This is a genomic window from Roseivirga sp. (assembly GCF_965216855.1).
GTDB lineage: Bacteria > Bacteroidota > Bacteroidia > Cytophagales > Cyclobacteriaceae > Roseivirga.
This window is the reverse complement of the sequence record NZ_OZ244204.1, coordinates 52,466-75,139: the sequence shown is the minus strand read 5'-3', so window position 1 is coordinate 75,139 and position 22,674 is coordinate 52,466. Positions and strand designations below refer to the sequence as shown.

General features: G+C 43.5%; 18 protein-coding genes. 14 read left to right on the top strand and 4 right to left on the bottom strand.

The features are described from left to right. Positions 1-47: 47 nt before the first annotated feature. Positions 48-2,657 (bottom strand): ABC transporter permease, encoded by a 2,610-nt coding sequence (locus ACOOEY_RS00305; RefSeq protein WP_420386663.1) that lies wholly within the window; start codon positions 2,655-2,657, stop codon positions 48-50. Beyond that, positions 2,657-2,968 carry a PadR family transcriptional regulator gene (locus tag ACOOEY_RS00300; RefSeq protein WP_420386662.1) on the bottom strand — a complete coding sequence of 104 codons (312 nt, stop codon included), beginning with the start codon at positions 2,966-2,968 and terminating at the stop codon, positions 2,657-2,659. The genes ACOOEY_RS00305 and ACOOEY_RS00300 overlap by 1 nt, the downstream gene beginning before the upstream one ends. A gap of 170 nt (positions 2,969-3,138) precedes the next feature. On the opposite strand from ACOOEY_RS00300, the gene ACOOEY_RS00295 reads away from it, so the two are divergent. After that, complete coding sequence (locus ACOOEY_RS00295; RefSeq protein WP_420386661.1) at positions 3,139-3,726, top strand: hypothetical protein; 588 nt, start codon at positions 3,139-3,141, stop codon at positions 3,724-3,726. A gap of 7 nt (positions 3,727-3,733) precedes the next feature. Here the strand turns inward: ACOOEY_RS00295 and ACOOEY_RS00290 are convergent, their stop codons facing one another. Further along, complete coding sequence (locus ACOOEY_RS00290; RefSeq protein WP_420386660.1) at positions 3,734-4,963, bottom strand: DEAD/DEAH box helicase; 1,230 nt, start codon at positions 4,961-4,963, stop codon at positions 3,734-3,736. 81 nt (positions 4,964-5,044) lie between these two features. On the opposite strand from ACOOEY_RS00290, the gene ACOOEY_RS00285 reads away from it, so the two are divergent. The 3 genes from ACOOEY_RS00285 to ACOOEY_RS00275 all read left to right on the top strand — a co-directional run bounded on the left by ACOOEY_RS00285 (position 5,045) and on the right by ACOOEY_RS00275 (position 7,126). Next, on the top strand, positions 5,045-5,587 hold the full coding sequence (locus tag ACOOEY_RS00285) for a DUF922 domain-containing protein (RefSeq protein ID WP_420386659.1): 543 nt from the start codon (positions 5,045-5,047) through the stop codon (positions 5,585-5,587). Between the two features lie 126 nt (positions 5,588-5,713). Continuing rightward, complete coding sequence (locus ACOOEY_RS00280; protein ID WP_420386658.1) at positions 5,714-6,115, top strand: (4Fe-4S)-binding protein; 402 nt, start codon at positions 5,714-5,716, stop codon at positions 6,113-6,115. Between the two features lie 3 nt (positions 6,116-6,118). After that, positions 6,119-7,126 carry a LacI family DNA-binding transcriptional regulator gene (locus tag ACOOEY_RS00275; RefSeq protein WP_420386657.1) on the top strand — a complete coding sequence of 336 codons (1,008 nt, stop codon included), beginning with the start codon at positions 6,119-6,121 and terminating at the stop codon, positions 7,124-7,126. A 6-nt stretch (positions 7,127-7,132) separates the two neighbouring features. Here the strand turns inward: ACOOEY_RS00275 and ACOOEY_RS00270 are convergent, their stop codons facing one another. Next, positions 7,133-9,982 carry a triple tyrosine motif-containing protein gene (locus ACOOEY_RS00270; protein WP_420386656.1) on the bottom strand — a complete coding sequence of 950 codons (2,850 nt, stop codon included), beginning with the start codon at positions 9,980-9,982 and terminating at the stop codon, positions 7,133-7,135. A 208-nt stretch (positions 9,983-10,190) separates the two neighbouring features. Between ACOOEY_RS00270 and ACOOEY_RS00265 the strand changes: the two genes are divergently transcribed. The 10 genes from ACOOEY_RS00265 (at position 10,191) to ACOOEY_RS00220 (ending at position 22,489) form a co-directional block, all read left to right on the top strand. Beyond that, entirely contained in the window at positions 10,191-10,778 is a 588-nt protein-coding gene (locus ACOOEY_RS00265) for a hypothetical protein (protein ID WP_420386655.1), read from the top strand. A 57-nt stretch (positions 10,779-10,835) separates the two neighbouring features. Continuing rightward, entirely contained in the window at positions 10,836-11,684 is an 849-nt protein-coding gene (locus ACOOEY_RS00260) for a glycoside hydrolase family 16 protein (protein ID WP_420386654.1), read from the top strand. Positions 11,685-11,710: 26 nt separating this feature from the next. Beyond that, positions 11,711-13,273: a sugar porter family MFS transporter gene (locus ACOOEY_RS00255; protein ID WP_420386653.1), complete on the top strand. Its 1,563-nt coding sequence runs from the start codon at positions 11,711-11,713 to the stop codon at positions 13,271-13,273. Beyond that, the gene (locus tag ACOOEY_RS00250) at positions 13,273-14,487 is read left to right on the top strand and encodes a glycoside hydrolase family 16 protein (protein ID WP_420386652.1); all 1,215 of its coding nucleotides are present in this window, start codon (positions 13,273-13,275) and stop codon (positions 14,485-14,487) included. The genes ACOOEY_RS00255 and ACOOEY_RS00250 overlap by 1 nt, the downstream gene beginning before the upstream one ends. Continuing rightward, a complete protein-coding gene (locus ACOOEY_RS00245; RefSeq protein ID WP_420386651.1) occupies positions 14,487-16,664 on the top strand; it encodes a glycoside hydrolase family 3 N-terminal domain-containing protein in 2,178 nt (725 codons plus the stop codon). Before ACOOEY_RS00250 ends, ACOOEY_RS00245 begins: the two co-directional genes overlap by 1 nt. Beyond that, positions 16,654-17,448 (top strand): glycoside hydrolase family 16 protein, encoded by a 795-nt coding sequence (locus ACOOEY_RS00240; protein WP_420386650.1) that lies wholly within the window; start codon positions 16,654-16,656, stop codon positions 17,446-17,448. Before ACOOEY_RS00245 ends, ACOOEY_RS00240 begins: the two co-directional genes overlap by 11 nt. Before the next feature lie 101 nt (positions 17,449-17,549). After that, positions 17,550-18,542 carry a carbohydrate kinase family protein gene (locus tag ACOOEY_RS00235; RefSeq protein ID WP_420386649.1) on the top strand — a complete coding sequence of 331 codons (993 nt, stop codon included), beginning with the start codon at positions 17,550-17,552 and terminating at the stop codon, positions 18,540-18,542. Continuing rightward, entirely contained in the window at positions 18,539-19,189 is a 651-nt protein-coding gene (pgmB, locus tag ACOOEY_RS00230; RefSeq protein WP_420386648.1) for a beta-phosphoglucomutase, read from the top strand. Before ACOOEY_RS00235 ends, pgmB begins: the two co-directional genes overlap by 4 nt. 8 nt (positions 19,190-19,197) lie before the next feature. Beyond that, a complete protein-coding gene (locus ACOOEY_RS00225; RefSeq protein ID WP_420386647.1) occupies positions 19,198-21,495 on the top strand; it encodes a glycoside hydrolase family 65 protein in 2,298 nt (765 codons plus the stop codon). 223 nt (positions 21,496-21,718) lie between these two features. Beyond that, the gene (locus ACOOEY_RS00220; RefSeq protein WP_420386646.1) at positions 21,719-22,489 is read left to right on the top strand and encodes a LuxR C-terminal-related transcriptional regulator; all 771 of its coding nucleotides are present in this window, start codon (positions 21,719-21,721) and stop codon (positions 22,487-22,489) included. The last annotated feature ends 185 nt before the right edge of the window (positions 22,490-22,674 follow it).

Here is a 22,674-nt window from a genome sequence, read left to right as displayed (position 1 = left end):
AGTGAGTGAATGATAGAAGGATGTTTCTGTTGATCAGAGGATCACGATTATTCAGCTCTTAAACTTTGGACCGGATTCTGTCTTGCGGCTTTTATGGTTTGAATGCCTACGGTAATCCAGGCCAAAAGCAAAGCTGACATGGCAGCCAAAGCGAATATCCACCAACTCAGGTCGATGGTATAAGCGAAGTTTTGGAGCCAGTGATACGCTGCGTAATAACCAATAGGAACAGAGACCAGAATGGCGATGGTAACCGTCTTAGTAAAAGTACCAGTGAGATGTCTGAAGATGAGAATCTCGCTGGCTCCAAGTATTTTCCGTATTCCTATTTCTTTCGCCTTTCTTTCAGCAGTAAAGGCTGCCAGACCAAAAAGTCCAAGGCATGAAACAATGATGGCAATTCCTGCCATATAATTTGAAAGGTCTGCCACTTTGCTTTCAGCATCATACAGGGCAGTGTAATCATCGGAAAGCAAACTGGCATTGAAAATCTGACCAGGGTACATTTCTTCAAAGACCTTTTCAATTTGATCAATAGTTTCAGGTTCTGAGCCTGGTTTGAGCTTGACAAAGTACTGCTTGCCCGTTTTCCTGAACTGTAGAATGAGGGGTTCCACCTTGTTATGAATTGAGCCATATTGAAAGTTTTTAACGACTCCAATTACCTCCATGGTCAGGTCCTCACTCCAGTCAATTTTAGTCCCGATTGGGTTTTCAAGCCCCATATAGGCCACTGCTTCCTCATTCAATATGATGCTTCCTATCCCGTCATTGAATTCTCTGGAAAATGATCTGCCTTCAAGTATTTCCAAACCAAGGGTTTCAATGAAGTTATAGCCAACTTTGGGTGAATCGAATAAATGATTGTCATCGTCTTTGGTGCCTTCAATCCATGAAAAGCCACTATTGTTGTCATCAGCAGAAAGAAAATCTCCAGCCATATTAGCGGTACTCAATACCCCAGGAATCTTCATTAACTCATTGAAGAAGGGTTGTGGATCTTTATTTTCTGAGCCGGCTTCACGGAAAGTGATAATGGCCTCACGGTCATAGCCTAACTCCCTGTGTTGGGTTAAGTCGATTTGCTCGTTGATTACTATCACGCCTATTATGAAAATGACTGACAGGCTGAATTGAACTACAACCAGGCCTTTCCTGATCCACTCTTCTCCTCTGATATTTGAGACTTTTCCTTTGAGTACGGCTACAGGTTTGAATCTTGAGAGGTAGAATGCAGGATAGCTTCCTGCAATAAAGCCTGTCAGAACAACCATCACAAAGGCTGGTAATAGATATTCCTGCAGGCGAAGCTGCAGAACCTTTCCGGAAATGGCGTTAAAATGGGGCAGAACAATGGCAGCCAATCCAAGAGCTACCACTAAAGAAAAAACGGATAAAAGAATTGACTCGCTGAGGAATTGGAAAATCAAAGCTGACCTGCGAACTCCAATGGCCTTTTTCACACCCACTTCCTTTATTTTCTTTGAAGCCTGAGCGGTTGAAAGGTTCATGAAATTGATGCAGGCTATTGTCAGAATAATGACGGCAATCAATGTGAACAGGCGTACGTTTTCAATTCTTCCTCCTGTCTGGATGCCGCCTTCATATTTTCCGTACAAGTAGTTTTTTGAGTATTGCTGAACAAATAGTTGAAATCGATCGCTATCGGTGTTGATGGTCAGGTAATCGGCTATTTTAGCATTGAAAGCGTCAATGTCTGTTCCTTTTCTCAGCACCACATAAGTCTGGGCATAGCCTCCGTTCCAATGATCAGCCCATTGATCAGTATCAATCAGGTTTTGATAATTAAGAACGATATTGAATTTCTTAGATGCGTTTTGGGGTGGTGCTTTGAAGATACCGGAAACAATAAATTCTTGATTGAAAAGGCGATTTTCCCAATGGACGGTTTTCCCCATAGCATTTTCAATACTTCCGAAGATACTTTCGGCAAACATGTCAGATATAACAACCGACCCCTTGTCTTTAATTACCTCACCGGGACTACCAATGAGCATGTCATAGGTCATTACCTCAAAGAAGTTTGGGCTGGCAAAAAGCCCATTGGCTTCGAAATGACTTTCATCAAAAGAAAGGATTCCTCGTGGCCTGAAGAAGCCATTTCCAACACGCACTGACTCTTCTACTTCCGGAAAATCTTCAAGAAGTGCCTGCGCAAGCCGACCGGAAGTATAATCCCAGGTACGAATGTCATCATTGATGGAGAAATTGGCCATAACCCAATAAAGCTGGTCGTCCTTTTGATGAAATTTATCTACCGATCTTTCATCCTGGACCCAAAGGAAGATGAGAAGTGCTGAGGCCAGGCCGGTAGACAGTCCAAGCAGGTTTATCAGGAAAGTACTCTTGTAGCGATTAAAGCCCCTAAGGGAGATTAATAAGTTGTGTTTGAACATACCGAAAGGATTGAGTTTTTGACTTCCAGAAGGCTTTCTGAGTAGGGCAGGCCTTATCAGCTTGAATACTTCTTTATTGTAAAGTCTTCGGGATTTGGATTTGGAATATTTGGAAAGAAATTCCTGATATACCTCCTGAAGATCGCCTTCAATTTCCTCTACATACTGACCTCTGAGGAAATACTTAAGCAACCTTGTTGACCATTTGGGTGGATCTATATGTGTATTGGAATCGCTCATCAGGCTATGGCTGCCCAGAGTCGGGCACGAACCTCTTTAATTTCTTCCAATACTTTTAAGGCCAAAGGAGTAGCTGTGTAAATACGCTTTCTTTTTCCGCCTCTTACAGCAGTCGCTTCTCCGAATTCAGAATTAAGAAAGCCTTTTTCTTCCATACGCTTAAGAGCAGATTGAACAGATCCTACGCTGAGTGTTTCTGCCAGCCGTTCTTCCAGTTCTCGTTTAATTTCTACTCCATAGGCCTCATCCCTGAGTACTATCACAGTGAGTAGAACGAGCTCTTCGAATTCACCTAATTTGGTTTTCTTCATGATGATTAAATTCGTAATTGCAGTAAATATAGAAATATATTATTCGTAATTGCAGTTTTAATCAAATTAATGCATCAGGAAGATAGGTTAGGGTAGAAGCGCGGAGATTCCATGAAACAGTACCAGAAACGTAGGACTCTTTGAATCTAATCTGTTAAATTCATTCCACTATGAAAAACAAACCAAGTGATGGTGTAGTCACTTTTGCAATTCAGGTTTCCGGAAAGGAAATTCCAGCCACTATGTCTGTATCAGCCATTGATCTTCACTTTAATGTCTCTGGTATCGCACAGTCGAGAATCGTGATTCTTACAGACTTCGTTGATGGTGAATTAGACAAGTCTATTTACACCACATGGCCATTGGGGGTATCTGTAAATATTAAAGTTGGCTATGATAGCCTAAACACTCTATTGTTTTCTGGAAAAGTAGAGCGCATAAATCTTGATATCCAGCAGGGCTTAGGCCCCCTTTTTGAAATAATTTGTGTGAATTATGATGAGGAAATCGTTAAGTCAAATCAGGTCACAGAATTTACCTATGGTGAAGATATTCTGGCCTTGAGATTGTCTGAAGAGGAAGAGGGGCAATCCGGCTTAATACAGACCACTGGTGATGCTTCTTTACTGCCAGGTGGAAAAGTACAAATAAAAGGTCTGGGAGGGCCATTCTCTGGCAGGTTTGAGATTGAAACAGTTAATCATAACCTTAAAGAAGGTAACTGGATTACAGAATTGGATCTCAGTAAGTCTCAATAAACAGAAGCTATTTCTTCTTTCGTTTTCTTGGTGGCTCTGCCTCGGCTTCCTTCATCAGCTTTCTCCAGTCTTTGGAGTCGTCTTCAGATAGCTGTTTCACCATTTGATAGTCAGATCGGCTTAACTCCACCCGCTCAATCGGTTCGGTCAGGTTTTGTTCAATGAGGTTAAGCATCTCTTTTTCTTCAGAGCTACAGAAGGAGACGGCCTGACCTTTTTGCGCACCCCTTCCCGTTCTACCCACTCGGTGCACATATTGTTCAGCACTATCAGGGAGGTCATAGTTGATTACCTGATCTACATTAGGAATATCAATACCCCGGGCACTGATGTCTGTAGCGATAAGTACTTTGAGTTTTCCACTCCGGAAGCGATTCATTACCGCCTCACGTTGTTTTTGCTCTACATCGCTGTGAATGGTATCGGTTTCTAATTCCACACGCTCCATGGCCTTTTTCACTCGTTCAGCACGCACTTTGGTTCGTACAAAGACCAGCATCTTCATATCGGGATTGTTCTGAATAAGGTTTTCCAGAAAGAAGCGCTTATCATCCATTTCGACAAATGCCACCGCATGGGCTATGTTTTTGGCCACAGGATTCTTGGGTGAAATCTGAATTCTGATGGCATTGCTCACCAGCGAATAGGCAAGCTTCTTAATTTCATCGTTAATAGTAGCTGAAAAGAAAAGGGTCTGCCTTCTTTTCGGAATATGGCGCATCAGGTCACGAATATCTTTGATGAAACCCAAGCCCAGCATGTGGTCAGCTTCATCGAGGATCAGAATCTCCAGCCTGGAGAGGTTCAGATGTCCCTGGCTAACCAGGTCGAACATACGACCAGGAGTAGCTACCAGAATATCAACTCCGGTTTCCAGCTTCTTAATCTGCGGATCCTGGGCCAGGCCTCCATGAATGGCAAATATATTCAGGCCACTACCACGGCTTAGCTCCTGAAAGCTTTGTTTTACCTGCTGGGCTAATTCATGAGTGGGTACCATAACGAGGCATCTCACACCCTGGTGACCGATTTTACCTTGCCTTGCCAGGAGTCTCTCAATGGTGGGAATGGCGAAGGCAGCCGTCTTGCCGGTACCAGTCTGTGCAATGGCCAGTACATCTTCTTGTTTAAGAATAGCCGGAATGGCCTTGTACTGAATATCTGTTGGCTTTTTATAACCCAACTGTTGAATATTGCCCTTAATAATATCGCTAATGGAGTAGTCGCTGAACTTCATGTGCTGCAAAGATACCTTTTACCTATTCAATATTTATTAGTTTTGAAGCATATGCACGACAAAGGGCTAAGTAAAGTGTTGATGACCATAGTTTTCCTTGGCCTGGCTTTTGGAAAACAACTCCATGCCCAATATCTGGAAGTGGATACTACCCGCTACATGGAATGGAGCGACCAGCTATACCTCAGCTGGAAAGACTATGGCTTCAGACCCTATAAAAAGCAGCAAGACCTTGGCATGGCCCTCACTTCAGTATTCCATTCCGTGAGAGGAGGGATCATTGAAGGTGAACCACGTTTTGAGGTGAAGGTGCTGTTTGTGAAGGAAGACTCCTGGACAAGCGATTCCACCAGCATTACACTACTAGCCCATGAAAAACTACACTTCGATATAGCAGAGCTATATGGTCGAAAGATCAGGAAACAGATTGACGATTTGTTCAAAGCGGGGGAGCGCGACTTGAAAGTTTACAATAAATATGTAAAACAGCTGCTGGGCGATTTCAAACGATTTTCCCAGAATTATGATCGACAAACACGTCATGGAAGAGATTTCGATCAACAAAAACTATGGTTTGACAAGGTGTATTCCGAATTAGACCGATTGAAAGTTTATTATAAATAAATAATCATATGAATATATGTTGTTTATTTCATGTATAATAAGCCTTTATTTCTTCATCCTCATTTCGGTTTGAAAAGTATTTAATTTATTTTAATCCTTTGAAATCTGTTGAAGGGAGACAAACTAGTGGAAAAGGAATACACCAATGGAGAAATTACAGTACTGTGGAAACCGGAGCAATGCATCCATTCCGGTATCTGTCTAAGAGGTTTACCAAAAGTTTTCAACCTAAAACAAAGGCCATGGGTTAACATGGAGGCTGCAGATTCAGAGGCCATTGTTAATCTGGTCAGAGAGTGTCCATCTAAGGCATTATCAATTAAAGGAGTCAAATTTAAGGAGAAGTCGAATAGCGAGGTGGAAGTGACTCTGATTCCCGGTGGTCCATTGATAGTCAAAGGAGGTGCAACCGTTTTCGATAAAAAAACGAAAGAAGTTTTCGAAGAAACTGTTTCTTTTTGTCGATGTAAGCGGTCAGCCAAATATCCTTACTGCGATGGCACACACGCTCAACCCAAAGAAAACTAGACTATGGCAATTACTATAAAAGACATTGCAAATGCATTGAACATTTCGCCCTCAACGGTATCGAGGGCGCTGAATGATCATCCTAATATCAGCGAAGACACTAAGAAACTGGTATCTGAAAAGGCCAAAGAAATGAAGTATCAGACCAACTTCATTGCGGCCGGACTCAGAACTAAGCGTTCTAACTCTATCGGCATCCTGGTGCCGCATATCACCAGTAATTTCTTTGCCTCTGCAATCGATGGAATTCAGAAAGTGGTGAGTGACAATGGTTACTATACCATTATCTGTCAGTCGAATGAGAATTATCACGATGAGCTGGACCAGATCAAATCCCTGCTTTCCTGTAAAGTGGAAGGCGTTATTCTTTCCATTTCCAGCGAAACCAAGCAATTCGATCACTTAGAGACACTGGAAGCTTATGATGTACCTTTCGTACTCTTCGATAGAATTGCCGAAGGCTTTGAAACTCCTACGGTTGAGGCCAATGACTTTACAGGAGGCTTTCAGGCGGTTGAGCACCTTATTAAGAGAGGCAGAAAGAAGATTGCTCACCTGGGAGGCCCTGGCCTGTTAGGTATTAGCAAGAGCCGGTATGAGGGCTATCTTGAGGCTTTAAGAACCTATGACTACGAGATTAATGAAGACTTTGTCGTATTCACCAATCCGGATGAGAAACACGATGCCATCATTGAGAAGATGTTTGAGAACCCTAAGAACAGACCAGATGCCTTGTTCACTTTCAGTGATGAGCTGGCAGTAGAGGCTATCCTCAAGCTGAAGAAAATGGGGCTGACTGTTCCGCGTGATGTGTCGGTTGTAGGTTTTGGTAATAGCAATCTTTGTGAGATTGTTGAACCCAACCTGACCAGCGTTACTCATGAACCTATTAAGATGGGAGAGGCTGCTGCTGAATTATTGTTCAAGGTTATTCAGAAAAGACATATCCCACAGCATCAGCTACACATGAAGTTCGATTCAAGGGTAGTCATCAGAGATTCATCGAGATAAGGAGTATCAGAACCTCAGTATAAAATCACTGAGGTTATCTTTTCTTTCCAGACCCAGCTTTTTACGAACTCGATATCGGCCAATTTCTACGCCTCTTACTGAGATGTTTAGCAGATTGGCCATTTCCTTTGTGTTCAGGTTCATTCGAAGATAAGCACTGAATTTTAGCTCTTGCGGGGTAAGATCAGGATAGGCTTTCTTGAGCCTTGTAATGAACTGACCATGTACCTGATCGAAATGCTCTTCGAACTGTTGCCATTCTTCAGATGCCGATAGATCGCGATCAATGGATTTTACAATCCGCTGGAGCTTTTGTTTAGCTCCCTTTTCCTGATCATCGTCCGATAGTGATTTCAGCGTGTTCTTGATCTGGTTCAGTAGCTGGTTCTTCTGAATGAGGTTCATGGCCGAAGAGGTGAGGGCCTGGTTCTTCAGTTTCAACTCAGTTTGCAGCTTGTCATTTTTCAGCTGAACAATCTCTGCCTCACTCTTCTCAGAAACAGTTCTGATTTCTTCTTCCTTCTGGTTGATAAGTTTGTTTTTGGAGTCTTCCAGCTCCGCTTTTTCCTGCTTGTGTCTGTAATCAAGGGTTTTGAAACCCATGAACAGCAACGATAATATACCAAGGGTATAGAAGGCATAGGCAGCTCTGGTACGATAGATAGGAGGCTTCACCTCAAACTCAAAACTAATAGGGGCTGACTCCTGACCATAGACGTTTCTGGCTTTCACTTCAAACTTATATTCACCTTCATACAAATTGGTAAAGGTCTGTTTGGCATCATTTGTCCATTGAGACCATTCTTCTCCAAAGTTCAGCAACCTGTAAGCATACTCTACCTGATTTTCTGAAGCAAAGTGAGTGGCAGCATATTCAAAGGTGATGTTATTGAACCTGAATGGGAGATTCACACCATTCTGAAGCAGATCACCAAAACCGGCATAGAGCAATGAGTCTTTCTTATTGTTTAATTGAATTTCTTTGAACTGAATGGTAAAAGATTCATTCAGGGGCAGATCAAGGGCTGGGCTGTAATGAATAAAACCTTCCCTTGCACCAATTAAGACATGTTCTGCATTCAGTACCTGAATATTGCCAAGATCATCATTCCATAGGTTGAGGATGGTATTGAAGGTATTGGTCTGATTCTCGTAACCAGTACCTGATTCAGGCATAAGCTTGCCTATCGCATCACTGGCTATATAATAGATGTTGCCTAATTCATCATTGTCCAGGTCAACCAGGGCCACTTCTTCACCCATGGCTGTATTCAGTGTTGAAGCTCTTTCAAAGTGATCAGTAGCCTGTTTGTACTCATAGACTCCTGTCTCTGACCCGAAGATCAGTTGATTACCTATATCGAAAACATTGATGAGAATATCGGTAGGGAAGCCCTTGTTGCTGTTGTAGAGTTCCGTAGTTTCTACGCTGGAATACTCTTCATTAAAAGTCAGCTTAAAGGCACCCTTATAGCCCTGAGTTACCCATAAATGGTTGCCTTCAAAATGCATTACCCTCGAAGATTCATCGAAGCCGCGGATGGGGGAGACGGTCCAGCGGTTACCGCTTTGGGTTAGCTTCCTCAGGCCCAGGTAGGTGCCAATCAAATACTCATTGGGCCGATTTGGAATGGACCGGAATAGCCATGCGCCTTTTTCATCATTCAATAACTCTGCTCTGCCATTGCGGATAAGCATTGGACCATTATGATGACCTACCAATAAGTTTCCATCAAGCTCCTGTATGGAGTAAACCTGTCCTTCACTGCCTGGAATCAATTCTGACTGTCCATTCTGAAGGAGATAAAGGCCATTGTTCGTACCTAAATAAATACCTTCATCTCTGCTTAAGGCCGCATAACCGGCTCCGTTAATCCCGAGTCGATAATCGATAATAGAGAAAGGGGAGGTGACCGCAATTCTGGAGATGCCGTTGTTCATGGAGAGCCACAGATTGCCCTGACTATCCTCAAACATAGAATTGACGGTGTTATCGATAAGGCCTCTGAGTTTATTCAGGTTTGACTTCATGTTACCGTCTTTGTCAATAATCATCAAACCATTGTTTTGTGTGCCGATAGCAATATCTCCGTTCTTCAAACGCAGCATGGCATTCACAATGAGCGACTTATAAGGTAATTCTGCCTGAGTCTTAAATGATGATAACTGGCCGTTACTGTAGGTGAACAGACCCTCGTTAAAACAGGAGATCAACAGGCTGTTCTTGTCCAGGGGTATAATACCCGAGATTCTCTTGTCAGCGAAGAACTCTCCGTTGGGGATTAATTCAAACTCATTATCTCTGAGAATCGTTAGCCCTTTTTCCCAGACCTGTACATAAAGCTCTCTTTGGTTTAGAAAGGTGATTTCCAGATTGGCATTCGGATCAGACGTTTCAATCTTGCCGGCTGAATACTTGAATATGTAGTCGAAACCACAGAAGTAAATGGATTCATCAACCGTATAGATTTTCCAGATTTCATCGAAATCCCTGTATTGAGAGGGCAGAGAGTCTGCCAGGGAAATAAACTGCAATTGTCCTAAGTCATTAGGCTCGTAATACCCAAAGTTCTTCTGGTACCCGGCATAAATCCTTTCGTCCATTGCCATAACTGCTCTCAGCTTGGTACCATCCGCAGTATTCACCAGACTCCAGTTCTGTCCATCGAAAATTAGCAGCCCGAAATTATTGGCGATAAACATGCGACCCTGATCGTCCTGTGAGATGTCCCAGTTTTGAATACCAGCAGAGTAATCATCCGATCCATAGTTATAGATAAAGGGTAAGCCGCGTTGGCCTTGAAGGTCAGAGCTTGCCAATATTAATACCAGTATGGAGAGTAATAAACTGCGCATGCCAATCATAAACTGATGTAATCAATAAATTAAACTGATGATAAGTTTGAAATTCAATAATAGCTATATCTATCTAATAAACAGCTATTTCTGATGGATTGATGAATTTTTGATGTAGTAAATTTCGGGTAACTGATGAGTTATTGACGTGGCGTTATTTTAGGACGGTTGTCAATCATCCTTCACCTTGGGATCAAAACAAAACGCTATGAAAAACAAATTTATCTTCGGCTTATTGCTGATCCCCGCGCTACTCTTTGTAGCATGTGACAATGACTCAGATGACGAAACTCCTGTTGAAGAGCCAGATCCTATTGTTGGTACCTGGAAGCTTCAACCTGTGGCCGGTGCCCTGGCTGTTGGCCCTTCTGCCGGTAGTGCAGACTGGTGGTTTAACACCGCTGATGATGTAAACACACGTGCCTGTTTATTCGATGACACTTACACCTTTAATGAAGATGGAACTTTCGAAATAGCTATGGGTGCACAAACCTGGTTAGAAACCTGGCAAGGTGTTAACGAAGAAGGTTGTGGTTCTCCTGTCGCTCCTCATGCCGGTGGTTCTTTCACGTATGCATTTGATGAAACTGCCGGAACATTGACTTTAACTGGTAATGGTGCTCATGTAGGTCTTGCTAAGGTGAACAATCAAGGTGAGTTGCCAAACGTAGAGGTACCTTCAGCTATTACTTACTCAGTAGCAGAATTCACTGGTGAAGGAACAAGCAGAAAAATGAAATTAATTGTTGAGGCAGGTTCCGGAGTATTCTGGACATTCCTGTTGGAAATTCAATAAGACTCACTCAGGCAAGCTGCTCTTAACAGACGGCTTGCCTATTTAAACCGAACACAAATGAGAAAGCTCACCAAAGCCTTAATATTGATCATTGCAGCGTCTGTGTTTGCCTGCGGTGGTGGAGAAGATGAAACACCTGAAGAAGTAAGTATTATTCCTTCAGAAGGCCCCGATTCGCCTTTAAGCTATACTAATATGAGTTTGGTCTGGCAAGATGAATTCGATGGTACTACACTTAATTCTTCGAACTGGTCTTATGAAATAGGAACGGGAAACAACGGTTGGGGTAATAATGAGCTTCAATACTACACAGAAAACAATACCAGTATTGTTGAAGGGAACCTTGTCATTACCGCCAAGAGAGAGACATTGAATGGAAGAAGCTATACCTCTTCCAGAATCATCACCCAGAACAAGTTCGACTTTCAATACGGTCGCGTAGATATCCGTGCTTCTTTGCCGGAAGGTCAGGGCATGTGGCCCGCACTTTGGATGCTGGGATCCAACTTTAATACCGTAGGCTGGCCAGCTTGCGGAGAAATAGACATTATGGAGATGGTAGGAGGGAACGGTCGTGAAAACACTGTTCTTGGTACAGTGCACTGGTCAGATAATGGACAGCACGCTGAATTCGGTGGTTCAAGAACCTTGCCTTTCGGATCATTCCATGACACTTATCACGTCTTCTCAATCATCTGGGATGAATCAAGCATTAAATGGTATGTCGATAATCAGCAATATCATGTAATCGATACCACTCCGGCTGAATTAGACGAATTCAGAAACAACTTTTTCTTTATCATGAACCTGGCGGTTGGAGGAAACTTACCGGGCAATCCGGATAATACCACCACTTTCCCACAGCATTTCATCGTGGACTATATCAGGGTTTTTCAGTTCGACTAACTCTGTCTTAAACCAACCAGCCTGCCATGAAAAAACAATCAAGATATACCACTCAGGTAGCCGCAATTGTGGCCCTGGGTGGCTTACTCATGGGCTTCGATGCCTCCGTAATCAGCGGTGTAAACAAGTTCGTTCAGCTTGATTTTCAGCTGACAGATCTCGAACTGGGCTTCTCTGTAAGTTCATTGACAATAGTAGCCGCATTGGCTATGATGGTATCAGGACCACTTAGCGACCGCTATGGCAGAAGAGTATTGCTTAAATACTGTGCTGTTATTTTCACCATATCTGCTGTGGGCAGTGCTTTGGCTCCGAACTTCACCCTATTTCTGATCTTTAGAATGTTGGGAGGAATAGGTGTTGGCGCTTCTCTGATTCTGGCACCTATGTATATTGCTGAGGTAGCCCCACCTGAATCACGCGGTAAGCTGGTATCCTTCAATCAGCTTAATATTGTGGTCGGTATTTCACTGGCCTTTTTTAGTAATTACTTGATCCTCTCTTTTTCAGATTCTGATGCTGCCTGGGTAAGCCAATTAGGCTTAGCTGAACACAACTGGCGTTGGATGCTGGGAGTGGAAGCCTTACCTGCTGTCCTTTATTTCTTCGGATTGTATGCTGTTCCCAGAAGCCCGAGATGGCTCATAATGAAACAGCGCGAGGAAGAAGCCAGAGCGGTTATGCTCAAATTTACCAGCGCAGAACGCACAGAAACTGATATCAAATCGATTAAAGAAGCGCTGAAGTCTGATACCAGGAAGAAGAGAACGCCTATCAAAGAACTATTCAAACCGGCCTTCAAACTGGTGCTGACCATCGGAATTGTCATTGGAGTTCTGCAACAGATTACCGGTATCAACTCCGTATTCTTCTATGCTCCAATGATATTCGAACAGTCTGGCATTGGTACAGATGCATCGTTTATACAGGCTATTCTGGTGGGACTGACCAACCTGGTCTTTACCATTCTGGCCATGGCTCTTATTGACCGATTAGGCAGAAAACCATTACTCATGATTGGTGTGGCAGGCATCGCTATCTTTATGTTCGTGCTGGCCTATGGCTTCAACTCTGCTAATTACAGCCTCTCGAAAGACAAGATTGAGGTGCTTTCAGATGACATAAATAAAGAGGCGCTGTATCTTTTAGATGGACAATCTTTTGCCAATGATGTGATCTATAAAGAAGCTTTAAGAAAACAATTGGGTGATCAGGCGGCTAAAGCTTATGAGTCAGAACTCATTACTGCAGCCATTGATATGAACCCTACATTGATTCTAATCGGAATCATTGGCTTTGTGGCTTCCTTTGCCATATCACTAGGTCCTGTTATGTGGGTGCTCTTCTCAGAACTATTTCCGTTGAAGATCCGTGGACTGGCTATATCAGCCGTAGGCTTTTTGAATTCTGCAGTCAGTGCATTGGTTCAGTTCCTCTTTCCATGGGAACTCAGTACTATAGGTAGTGCACCTACTTTCCTGATCTACGGTATTCTGGCCGCAGTAGGCCTCATTTATATCTTCATTAAATTGCCTGAAACAAAAGGCAGAAGTCTCGAAGAACTGGAATCCATTCTAATCAAAAACTGATGAAAAACTATATCTCCCTTTTGCTTGCTCTGTTCTTGTTTTCAGCTTGTCAGTCAGAAAAGCTGACAGAAGCTGACTATACCATAGAATTAGAAGACCTGGCTTATGATGTGGCTTCCTGGTCTAAATCATCAGATATACTAAGTCTGAACCAAAATGAGGCGGAACTAACCTTTAAGCTTGACGTCATAAAAGCAGGACGTTATGAGGTTCGGGTTATGGCATCGGGAGAAGGCACCATCTGGCTGGAAGACTACCACAACAATGAAGATGGCAGGACCTATAATATTACGGGTAATATGAACTTCAACAGCCAGCAGATTGAAGAGAAAACGATAGACGGTAGCCCTTTAAATGCCGGAAATCATGATTTTAAATTACATGCTCAAGGTAAAGGGCTGAAGATTGACAAGGTTCTGTTGACGAAGATGGTCGATCACCAGATTACTCCAGTCAGCATGGAACAATCGACCGAAGGAGAAAGCTGGCAAATAGTATGGTCCGATGAATTTGAGGGTGAAGGTTTACCGGATAGCCTGAAATGGACTTATGATATCGGTAACTGGGGATGGGGTAATAATGAACCTCAGTACTATACCAAAGCCCGTTTAGAAAATGCCAGGGTTGAAAATGGTAACCTGATCATTGAAGCTCATAAAAATGACATGAATCAGGCCTGGACCTCAGCCAGGTTGACCACCAGAGGTAAAATCAGCTTCCTTTATGGTAAGATTGAATTCAGAGCCAAAGTACCGGCTACTAATGGCACATGGGCTGCCGGTTGGCTATTGGGTGATGATTACAGAGACGAATTGTCATGGCCCTATTGTGGCGAGGTAGATATATTAGAGTGCGTGGGTAACGAAATTGATGATGAATCTGGGAACGGTATTAACCATGCCTCATGTCACACCAGAAGATACTATTTCAAAGAAGGTACTCAGATTACAGCTACCACCGAAGTTGAGGATATGGCTAATACCTATCATACCTATGCAGTTGAATGGTCACCTGAGGGTATTTTAGGTTATGTTGATGGAGAGCACTATTTCACCTATGATAAAACGGGGGATCGACTAGAGTGGCCTTTCAACGAGCCTCAAAACATTATCCTTAACCTGGCTATGGGGGGCGGAATGGGAGGAGCCATTGATCTTCAGGCCGAGAGTGCTCAGTTCGTAATTGATTACGTTCGCGTTTACGGTAAAATGTAATGGGTCAATTCTCAGAACATGTACAAGCCTTATTGGCTCAACTGAGTGTTGAAGAAAAGGCCGGACAACTCAATTTTCTGGTAGGAGACCTCTTTATGACCGGACCTACCATGAAGACAACTGCCTCTGATAAGTTCGATGAGCAAATCAGGTCAGGGGAAATTACCGGACTCTTTAATATTTATGGTACTGACTATATCCACCGGCTGCAAAAGATTGCAGTGGAAGAGTCAAAATGGGGCATTCCATTATTGATTGGTGCTGATGTTATTCATGGTCTTAAAACGATTTTTCCTATCCCTTTGGGCGAATCCGCTTCCTGGAATCTTGAACTCATAGAGCAAACAGCCAGAGCCGCAGCTGATGAGTCTACTGCTGTAGGCATCAATTTCAATTTCGCCCCCATGTGCGACATCGGCTTGGATGCCCGCTGGGGAAGAGTGGCTGAAGGAGGTGGCGAAGATCCTTACTTATCCGGTTTAATTGCTGCAGCCAGAGTGAGGGGATTTCAGGGCAAAGACCTGAAGGCACCTGATACACTGGCCGCCTGCGTCAAGCATTTAGCGGCCTATGGCGCTGCAGAAGCAGGTCGCGACTATAATACAGTCGATATGTCCGAGTACAGACTCAGACAGACCTATTTACCTGCTTATAAAAAAGCCCTGGAAGCTGGTGCCGCCACTGTCATGTCATCTTTTAATGATCTGAATGGTGTTCCCTGTACCGCCAATGATTATCTCCTCAGGCAAATACTCAGAGAGGAATGGGGCTTCGATGGACTGGTGGTATCAGACTGGGCTTCAATTGCTGAGACGACTGCACATGGCACCTCTGCTGACTTAAAAGATGCTGCGCTACAGTGTCTGCAAGCCGGCACCGACCTCGACATGATGTCAGAGGCTTACCTCCAACATGTTCCACAATTAGTCGCTAATGGCCAGTTAGCCATGTCAACTTTAGATCAGGCTGTTGGGCAGGTATTGAGCCTCAAAGAGAAACTGGGACTCTTTGAAGACCCTTACCGCTATGGTAATCTGGAAAGAGAGCAGGTGTCTCTCAAATCGGATCAACACCTTCAACTGGCTAGACAAATGGCTGAAGAGTCCATCGTATTGCTCAAGAATAAGGGGGATTTGCTTCCACTGGAACCTAAACAGCATCTGCTGACCTTAATTGGGCCTCTCGCTGATAACAAAGCTGATATGAATGGCACCTGGTCATTCTTTGCTGAACCAGATGATCCCGTTTCCTTTTATGAAGGCATCAAGGCTGTTCAGCCTGTTCAACTGGCTTTAGGTTGTGAACTTTATCAGTCAACAGAGCAACACTTCTCAGAAGCCATTGAAAAGGCTTCTGCTGCAGATGTGATTATTCTGGCACTGGGAGAATCAGCTGTTATGAATGGTGAAGCTGCCAGTCGATCTGATATTGGATTGCCAGAGAATCAGTTGGACTTAGTGAAGGCGCTGAAAAAACTGGATAAACCGATGATTGCAGTAGTTTCTTGTGGCAGACCATTGGTATTATCAGCATTAGAACCTTTAGTCGATGCCATTCTGGTTACCTGGTCGTTGGGAACTGAAGCAGGGCACGCATTGGCTAATATACTATTCGGCAGGTCAGAACCTCTAGGAAAGCTACCGATGACTTTCCCAAGGGCAGTAGGACAAGTACCTATTCATTATCAAGTGAAGAGTACCGGAAGACCTTATCTGGGTGACTACTCCGAGCCCAGGTCGGAAAGGATTTATCAGTCCAAATACAGAGATGTAGAGAATATACCGCTTTACCCATTTGGCTATGGGCTTACTTACACTCATTTCAACCTGAGCGAAATCAGAATCAGTCAAAGTGAAATGTATTTAAATGACACAATCACTTTGGAATGTCTCATTACTAATACCGGAAAAAGAAAGGGAACTGAGGTGGTGCAATTGTACATTCGAGATCTGGTAGCCAGTATAACACGGCCTTTGAAGGAGCTGAAATCCTTTCAAAGAGTTACACTGCAAGCCGGTGAAAGCAAGACCATAAGCTTCAGAATTGAGCCTGATATGCTGGCTTTCTACAGAAAAGATATGACCTTTGGACCTGAATCCGGCCAATTTACTGCGTACCTTGGTTTTGATTCTGAAAGTCTGAAGTCAGTCAATTTTACCCTGTTAGATGAAGAATAAATATATCATACCTGTCTCTTTTCTATGCGCATTTCTGACCATTCTCAGCTGTGAGCCCGAACGCGAACTGGTTTGGCAGGATGAGTTTGATGGTAGAGAGTTAGACACCACCAAATGGACCGCTTATGTGGGTAACGGGTGTCCTGAATTATGTGGCTTTGGCAATCACGAGGCCCAGTATTACACAGACCGTCCTGAAAACATCAACCTGGCTCACGGCATACTAACCATAACAGCTCTGGCCGATTCGTTCAAAACCAATGCCTATACATCAGCCAAGCTGGTTACCCGGAATAAGGGAGACTGGAAATATGGAAGGGTAGAAGTGAAAGCCCGAATTCCTGAAGGCAGAGGGAACTGGCCGGCTATCTGGATGCTTTCTACTGAAAACACCTATGGTGGATGGCCACGTAGCGGAGAGATCGATATTATGGAGCATGTAGGCTACGATCAGGGGAATATGCACGGTACAGTGCATACTCAATCGTTTAACCATAGAATTGGTACTCAAAAAGGAGATTCAGTTCAGATCGAAGATATCTCTCAGAAGTTCCATGTATATGCCATTGAGTGGGATGAAAATAAGATTGACTTCTACATGGATGATCAGTTGTACAACACCTTCGAAAACACAGGCCAGGGACCTGATGACTGGCCGTTTGATCAGCCATTCTATCTCATCCTCAATTTGGCCGTAGGTGGCGACTGGGGTGGCAAAATGGGCATTGCAAACGATGTCTTTCCAAACCGTTTTGAAATTGATTATGTTCGGGTCTACCAATAGCAGATTATTGGACTTTTGTTCTCTTAGCATCTGCTATTTTGGGTATATTCAACGATCGTTTAGCACTGACACTGCATTAGATCAATAACAGCATTGATGCCATGAGCAAGCACTATAAAGTGGCCGTGATTGGCCCTATACCAAGAGATCACATTACAACACACAGAGGTGAAGTCATCGAGAAATATGGCTGCATCACCCATCCAACCATTGGCCTTGCCCAGCTGATTGAAGGGCTTGGTACGGTTTATCCCATTTCTCACATCCGCAAACAAGATATGCCTGCCGTTAAGGAAATCTTTGCGCCCTACGCGGCCATCGATATGTCGGGTGTTTCGGATGAAGCAGACAGTGGAGATGTAATCAAACTTAAATTCATCGACCAGAACTTCAGGGAAGAAAAGCAGACTGCCTTTATGAATCCCATCATGCCCGTAGATATGGCACCATTTCTGGATTGTGATGCATTTGTATTTGTTCCCATTACAGATCATGAAATCGCCCTGGATACTGTAAAGTACCTGAAAGAGCATAGCAAGGGAGTAATCATCTTCGATGGACATGGACCTACGCATACCATGACCATTAGCGGAGACAGACATAAGAAATTCTGGGTTGAGCGCGATATGTGGTTACCCTATATTGATGTCCTGAAAATGAACCTGGAAGAGTCATGGTGTACCTGGTACAAGCATGAGTACAGAGAAGATGAATTGACTGACCTTTTAGATGATATCGGGCAGGATCACCTCAGACCTATGGCCGATTATATCCTGGACCGCGGACCGAGAGCATTGATCATTACAACCGATGCCACAGGCTGCAAAGTCTTCACCAAGGAAAATGGACAGCTAAAAGAAGAGTTCGTCAAGAGCATCTTTATGGAAAATGTAGTCGATACTACAGGCTGCGGTGATTCATTTGCCGGAGGACTGGCTTATGGTTTAATGGATGGTGCTGATCATTATGTTCGCGCATCTATGTACGCCAATGCACTCGGAGCCCAACGCACACAAGGCACTACTTTTGAAGTTTTCAAGCCTCTCTCTGATACTGAAGAAATGATGAGAGCCAATTACCCTGATTTTAAATGACATTACCAAAGGCCTGTATTTTTGATTTAGACGGTGTGATTGTCGACACCGTACCTGCCCATTTTGTAGCTTGGAAGGCTATGGCAGATGAACTGAACATACCATTTACTGAAATAGATAATGAACAACTGAAAGGGGTTAGCCGAACAGAATCTATGAGACGTATTCTGGAGATGGGAGGCATGACCAAATCAGCCAGTGAGATTGAAGAACTAACGACCCGCAAGAATCATATCTACGTTGACATCATTTCTAAAATGACACCCAATGATATTCTACCCGGAGTGGTGGAGTTCCTCGATTTATTGAAAGACAACGACATTGCCATTGCTCTGGGGTCTTCCAGTAAGAATGCACCTGTCATTTTAAAGGCGGTTGGTCTGAGTGACAGATTTGAAGTAGCGGTAGATGGTAACCATATCAGTCACTCCAAACCACACCCTGAAGTCTTTCTCTTAGGAGCCGATCAGTTAGGTTTATCACCAGCAGACTGTGTAGTATTTGAAGACGCCATATCTGGTGTTCAGGCAGCCAAAAGAGGCAACTTCAAGTGTATTGGAGTGGGAGAGTCCGATATACTGCACGAGGCAGACCTCGTAATACCCGACATGAAAGCAATTGACCTTAGCATATTTAACCAATTATAATCAACCTCATGAAGAACTATATCAAACACGATCCCTGGTCGATAATTGAAGAAGGATTTGAACCGGAATACAATAAGATTTCTGAAAGTATATTCAGCATAGGTAACGGAATGTTTGGCCAACGAGCCAATTTCGAAGAGCAATACTCTGGCGATAGCCTGGCTGGTAACTATGTAGCAGGAGTTTACTATCCTGATAAAACCCGTGTAGGTTGGTGGAAAAACGGTTACCCGGAATACTTTGCTAAGGTTCTGAATGCTTCCAACTGGATCGGTATCAATATCAGCTTTGATGGTGAAGCACTGGATCTGGCCCAATGTCAGGTCGAAGATTTCAGGAGAGAGCTCAACATGAAAGAAGGCTGGCTGAAAAGATCATTTAAAGCCACATTGCCTTCAGGCAAACAGGTAGAGGTGACATCAACCAGAATCTGTAGTATGGCCAGAACCAAAGTAGGCGCATTGTCCTATACCGTGACACCACTCAATTTCTCAGGAGGGGCTCAGTTGGTACCTTATGTGGATTTTGACGTAATGAACGCTGATTCCAACTATGATGAGAAGTTCTGGAATGAGCAGGGTAAGAAAGCCACTGACGGATTTAGCTATGTATTGGCCAGCACCAAGAAAACAGATTTCTGGGTGGCCACCGGTATGCAGTTTAAGTTCAGTGGTGCCTGGGAAAATCAAGCCACAGCTACTGCAGAAAAAGATAAGTACGTTGAAGTTCAGGTGACCGGTCAGGTAAAAGAAGGGGAGTCCTTTACCATTGAGAAGTTCGCTTCCAATATCTCTTCTATGTACTTCGCCAAAGATCAGTTGGTAGCAGAATGTCAGAAAGAGGTAGAAGCCGCTGCTTCTGCCGGATTTGACACCTTGCTTCAGGAACATATTGAAGCCTGGGCTTCCAAATGGGAGAAGAGTGATATCATCATCGAGGGAGATGTTTCTTCCCAACAAGGTATTCGCTTCAACATCTTCCAGCTGAATCAGACCTACACTGGTGAGGATGAGCGACTCAATATTGGACCTAAAGGCTTTACCGGTGAGAAATATGGTGGAAGTACCTATTGGGATACTGAAGCATACTGCCTGGCATTTTATCTGGCAACCAGCGATCAGGAAGTAGCCAGAAACCTGGTACTATATCGATACAAACACCTTCAGAAAGCTATTGAAAATGCACAAAAGCTAGGATTTACTGATGGTGCAGCGCTGTATCCAATGGTTACCATGAACGGTGAGGAATGTCATAATGAGTGGGAGATCACCTTTGAGGAAATCCACAGAAATGGCGCTATCGCTTATGCCATTTATGATTACATCAACTATCATGGTGATGAAGACTATCTCATCGACTATGGTCTGGAAGTGCTCATCGCTATTTCAAGATTCTGGGCACAAAGAGTGCATTGGTCTAAAAACAAAGGCCAGTATGTAATGCACGGAGTGACTGGTCCTAATGAGTATGAGAATAACGTCAACAATAACTGGTATACCTCTAAAATGGCCCTTTGGACATTGGGTTATACCATAGAGGGACTGCAAAAACATAAAGGCTCAGAAAAACTAACTAAACTGCTTAACCAGCTGAACTTTAAGGAAAGCGAAGTTGAGAAGTGGCAGCATATCGTTGACAATATGTATTTGGGCTATGATGAAAAACGAGGTGTTTTCCTTCAACAGGATGGTTTCCTCGATAAGGAACTAATGCCGGTTGGAGATATCCCTAAAGGTCAGAGACCCATTAACCAGAACTGGTCATGGGACAGAATTCTAAGATCTTGCTTTATCAAACAAGCCGATACATTGCAAGGTATTTACCTCTTCGAAGATGAGTTCGATTTGGAAACCATAGAGCGTAACTTCGACTTCTATGAGCCAATGACAGTGCATGAATCATCGCTGTCGCCATGCGTACATGCTATTCTGGCTTCTAAACTGGGACGGAAGGAAAAGGCTTATGAGATGTACCTCAGAACTGCCAGACTCGACCTGGACGATTATAACAACGATACAGAAGATGGTTGTCACACCACATCCATGGCCGGAACCTGGATGGCATTTGCCAAGGGTTTTGCTGGAATGAGGGTGAGAAACGGGGAACTGTATTTTAGCCCATACCTTCCTGATCACTGGGATGGTTACTCTTTCAAAATCAAGTTCAGGGAAAGAAACCTCACCATTAAAGCCAGTAAGGGACATGTGACCATTCACAATGAATCTGCTGATGGCTTAACCATTTACCTGTTTGATAAGGCCTATGAATTAACAGGGAACGGTCAGGTAGATGCGTCCATGAGTTAAGAAACGATCTATTCTTAGGAGGCTATTTTCAAATCATTCTAAAGCGTCAGACTGAAGCTATTCAGTTTCAATAATGAGCAAGGGCGTATGAAATGTTAGGAGATAGCCTTTTCTTTTTCTATTCCTGTTCCTGTTGGATGAAACAGGCACATGTCTATTCGATGTCTATTCAGTAGGACACTTATCAGAGCCAATCATTACGAGTATTTTTATAAGTTTGACCATGCGTTTTAAAGCCTTATTGGTAATACTGGTCTGCTTGTTTAGTCTTCACTTATCGGCTCAGGATAAGGACACGGCAAAACAACGTCCAAGCCATATAGACGAAGAAACATGGGAACGCATTCAAGAAAACCGGTCTGAAACACCTGAAGAAGAGGAGAGACGTTTTCTCACTAACCGCATTATGATGCGCGATGTTGGTATCACCCTGCTCGCCACCATTGGTATTGTAGTTTTCATTGCTATCAACACTAAGAATTCCCGGCAGCGCAATAGCAAGAAACTGCGCATGTACAGGATGCGTAGCACTCAGGCAGAGATGCGCAGTATTGAGTTGAAAAATGAGCTAATCAGGTCAGAACTTAGTTCCAAGGAAAAGCGGATGAATGAGTTACTGGAGGTGATCCGACAGAAAAACCAAAAGCTGGAAGAGCTTAACTCCAAATTAACGGATAAGGAAAAAATGGAAAAGGCCGATGTACTGAGTTCTGTCAGTGAGGCCTTTAACTCCGAGGTAGAGTGGGAAAATTTCCGAACCAGTTTCGAACAAATCCATAGTGGGTTCTTCGATAAAATCCTTTCTATTCACCCGGCACTTACCGCTTACGAGCTTCGACTATGTGCTTTATTGCGACTTAACCTGAGCTCTAAAGAGATTGGCAGTATCCTGAATATTTCAGCCAGTAGTGTCAATACGGGGCGGTATCGCATGCGCAAGAAGATGAACCTCACCGAGACTGATGATCTTGTCCGTTATCTGATGACAGTGTAAGTATCTCTTCCGGAACCCTCATTCCGAGAAATAAAACCTGTGATAACAAGGTTTTATGACGAAGCAATCTGTTCTGCATAAGAAATTCCCCTGGCCTCTAAAGGGGTAGTACAGTATCAGATCCGTTGACTCATCTGGTTTTCTATCTTGAGTAAAACGAAGGAGTTACCCAAGACCGCCCCTAT

Coding starts and splice junctions, on each gene's coding strand:
- ACOOEY_RS00255 (WP_420386653.1), top strand. CDS start 11,711: ATGAAAAAACAATCAAGATATACCACTCAGGTAGCCGCAATTGTGGCC.
- ACOOEY_RS00240 (WP_420386650.1), top strand. CDS start 16,654: ATGAAGAATAAATATATCATACCTGTCTCTTTTCTATGCGCATTTCTG.
- ACOOEY_RS00245 (WP_420386651.1), top strand. CDS start 14,487: ATGGGTCAATTCTCAGAACATGTACAAGCCTTATTGGCTCAACTGAGT.
- ACOOEY_RS00295 (WP_420386661.1), top strand. CDS start 3,139: ATGAAAAACAAACCAAGTGATGGTGTAGTCACTTTTGCAATTCAGGTT.
- ACOOEY_RS00225 (WP_420386647.1), top strand. CDS start 19,198: ATGAAGAACTATATCAAACACGATCCCTGGTCGATAATTGAAGAAGGA.
- ACOOEY_RS00220 (WP_420386646.1), top strand. CDS start 21,719: ATGCGTTTTAAAGCCTTATTGGTAATACTGGTCTGCTTGTTTAGTCTT.
- ACOOEY_RS00265 (WP_420386655.1), top strand. CDS start 10,191: ATGAAAAACAAATTTATCTTCGGCTTATTGCTGATCCCCGCGCTACTC.
- ACOOEY_RS00305 (WP_420386663.1), bottom strand. CDS start 2,657: ATGAGCGATTCCAATACACATATAGATCCACCCAAATGGTCAACAAGG.
- ACOOEY_RS00275 (WP_420386657.1), top strand. CDS start 6,119: ATGGCAATTACTATAAAAGACATTGCAAATGCATTGAACATTTCGCCC.
- ACOOEY_RS00290 (WP_420386660.1), bottom strand. CDS start 4,963: ATGAAGTTCAGCGACTACTCCATTAGCGATATTATTAAGGGCAATATT.
- ACOOEY_RS00250 (WP_420386652.1), top strand. CDS start 13,273: ATGAAAAACTATATCTCCCTTTTGCTTGCTCTGTTCTTGTTTTCAGCT.
- pgmB (WP_420386648.1), top strand. CDS start 18,539: ATGACATTACCAAAGGCCTGTATTTTTGATTTAGACGGTGTGATTGTC.
- ACOOEY_RS00235 (WP_420386649.1), top strand. CDS start 17,550: ATGAGCAAGCACTATAAAGTGGCCGTGATTGGCCCTATACCAAGAGAT.
- ACOOEY_RS00300 (WP_420386662.1), bottom strand. CDS start 2,968: ATGAAGAAAACCAAATTAGGTGAATTCGAAGAGCTCGTTCTACTCACT.
- ACOOEY_RS00260 (WP_420386654.1), top strand. CDS start 10,836: ATGAGAAAGCTCACCAAAGCCTTAATATTGATCATTGCAGCGTCTGTG.
- ACOOEY_RS00285 (WP_420386659.1), top strand. CDS start 5,045: ATGACCATAGTTTTCCTTGGCCTGGCTTTTGGAAAACAACTCCATGCC.
- ACOOEY_RS00270 (WP_420386656.1), bottom strand. CDS start 9,982: ATGCGCAGTTTATTACTCTCCATACTGGTATTAATATTGGCAAGCTCT.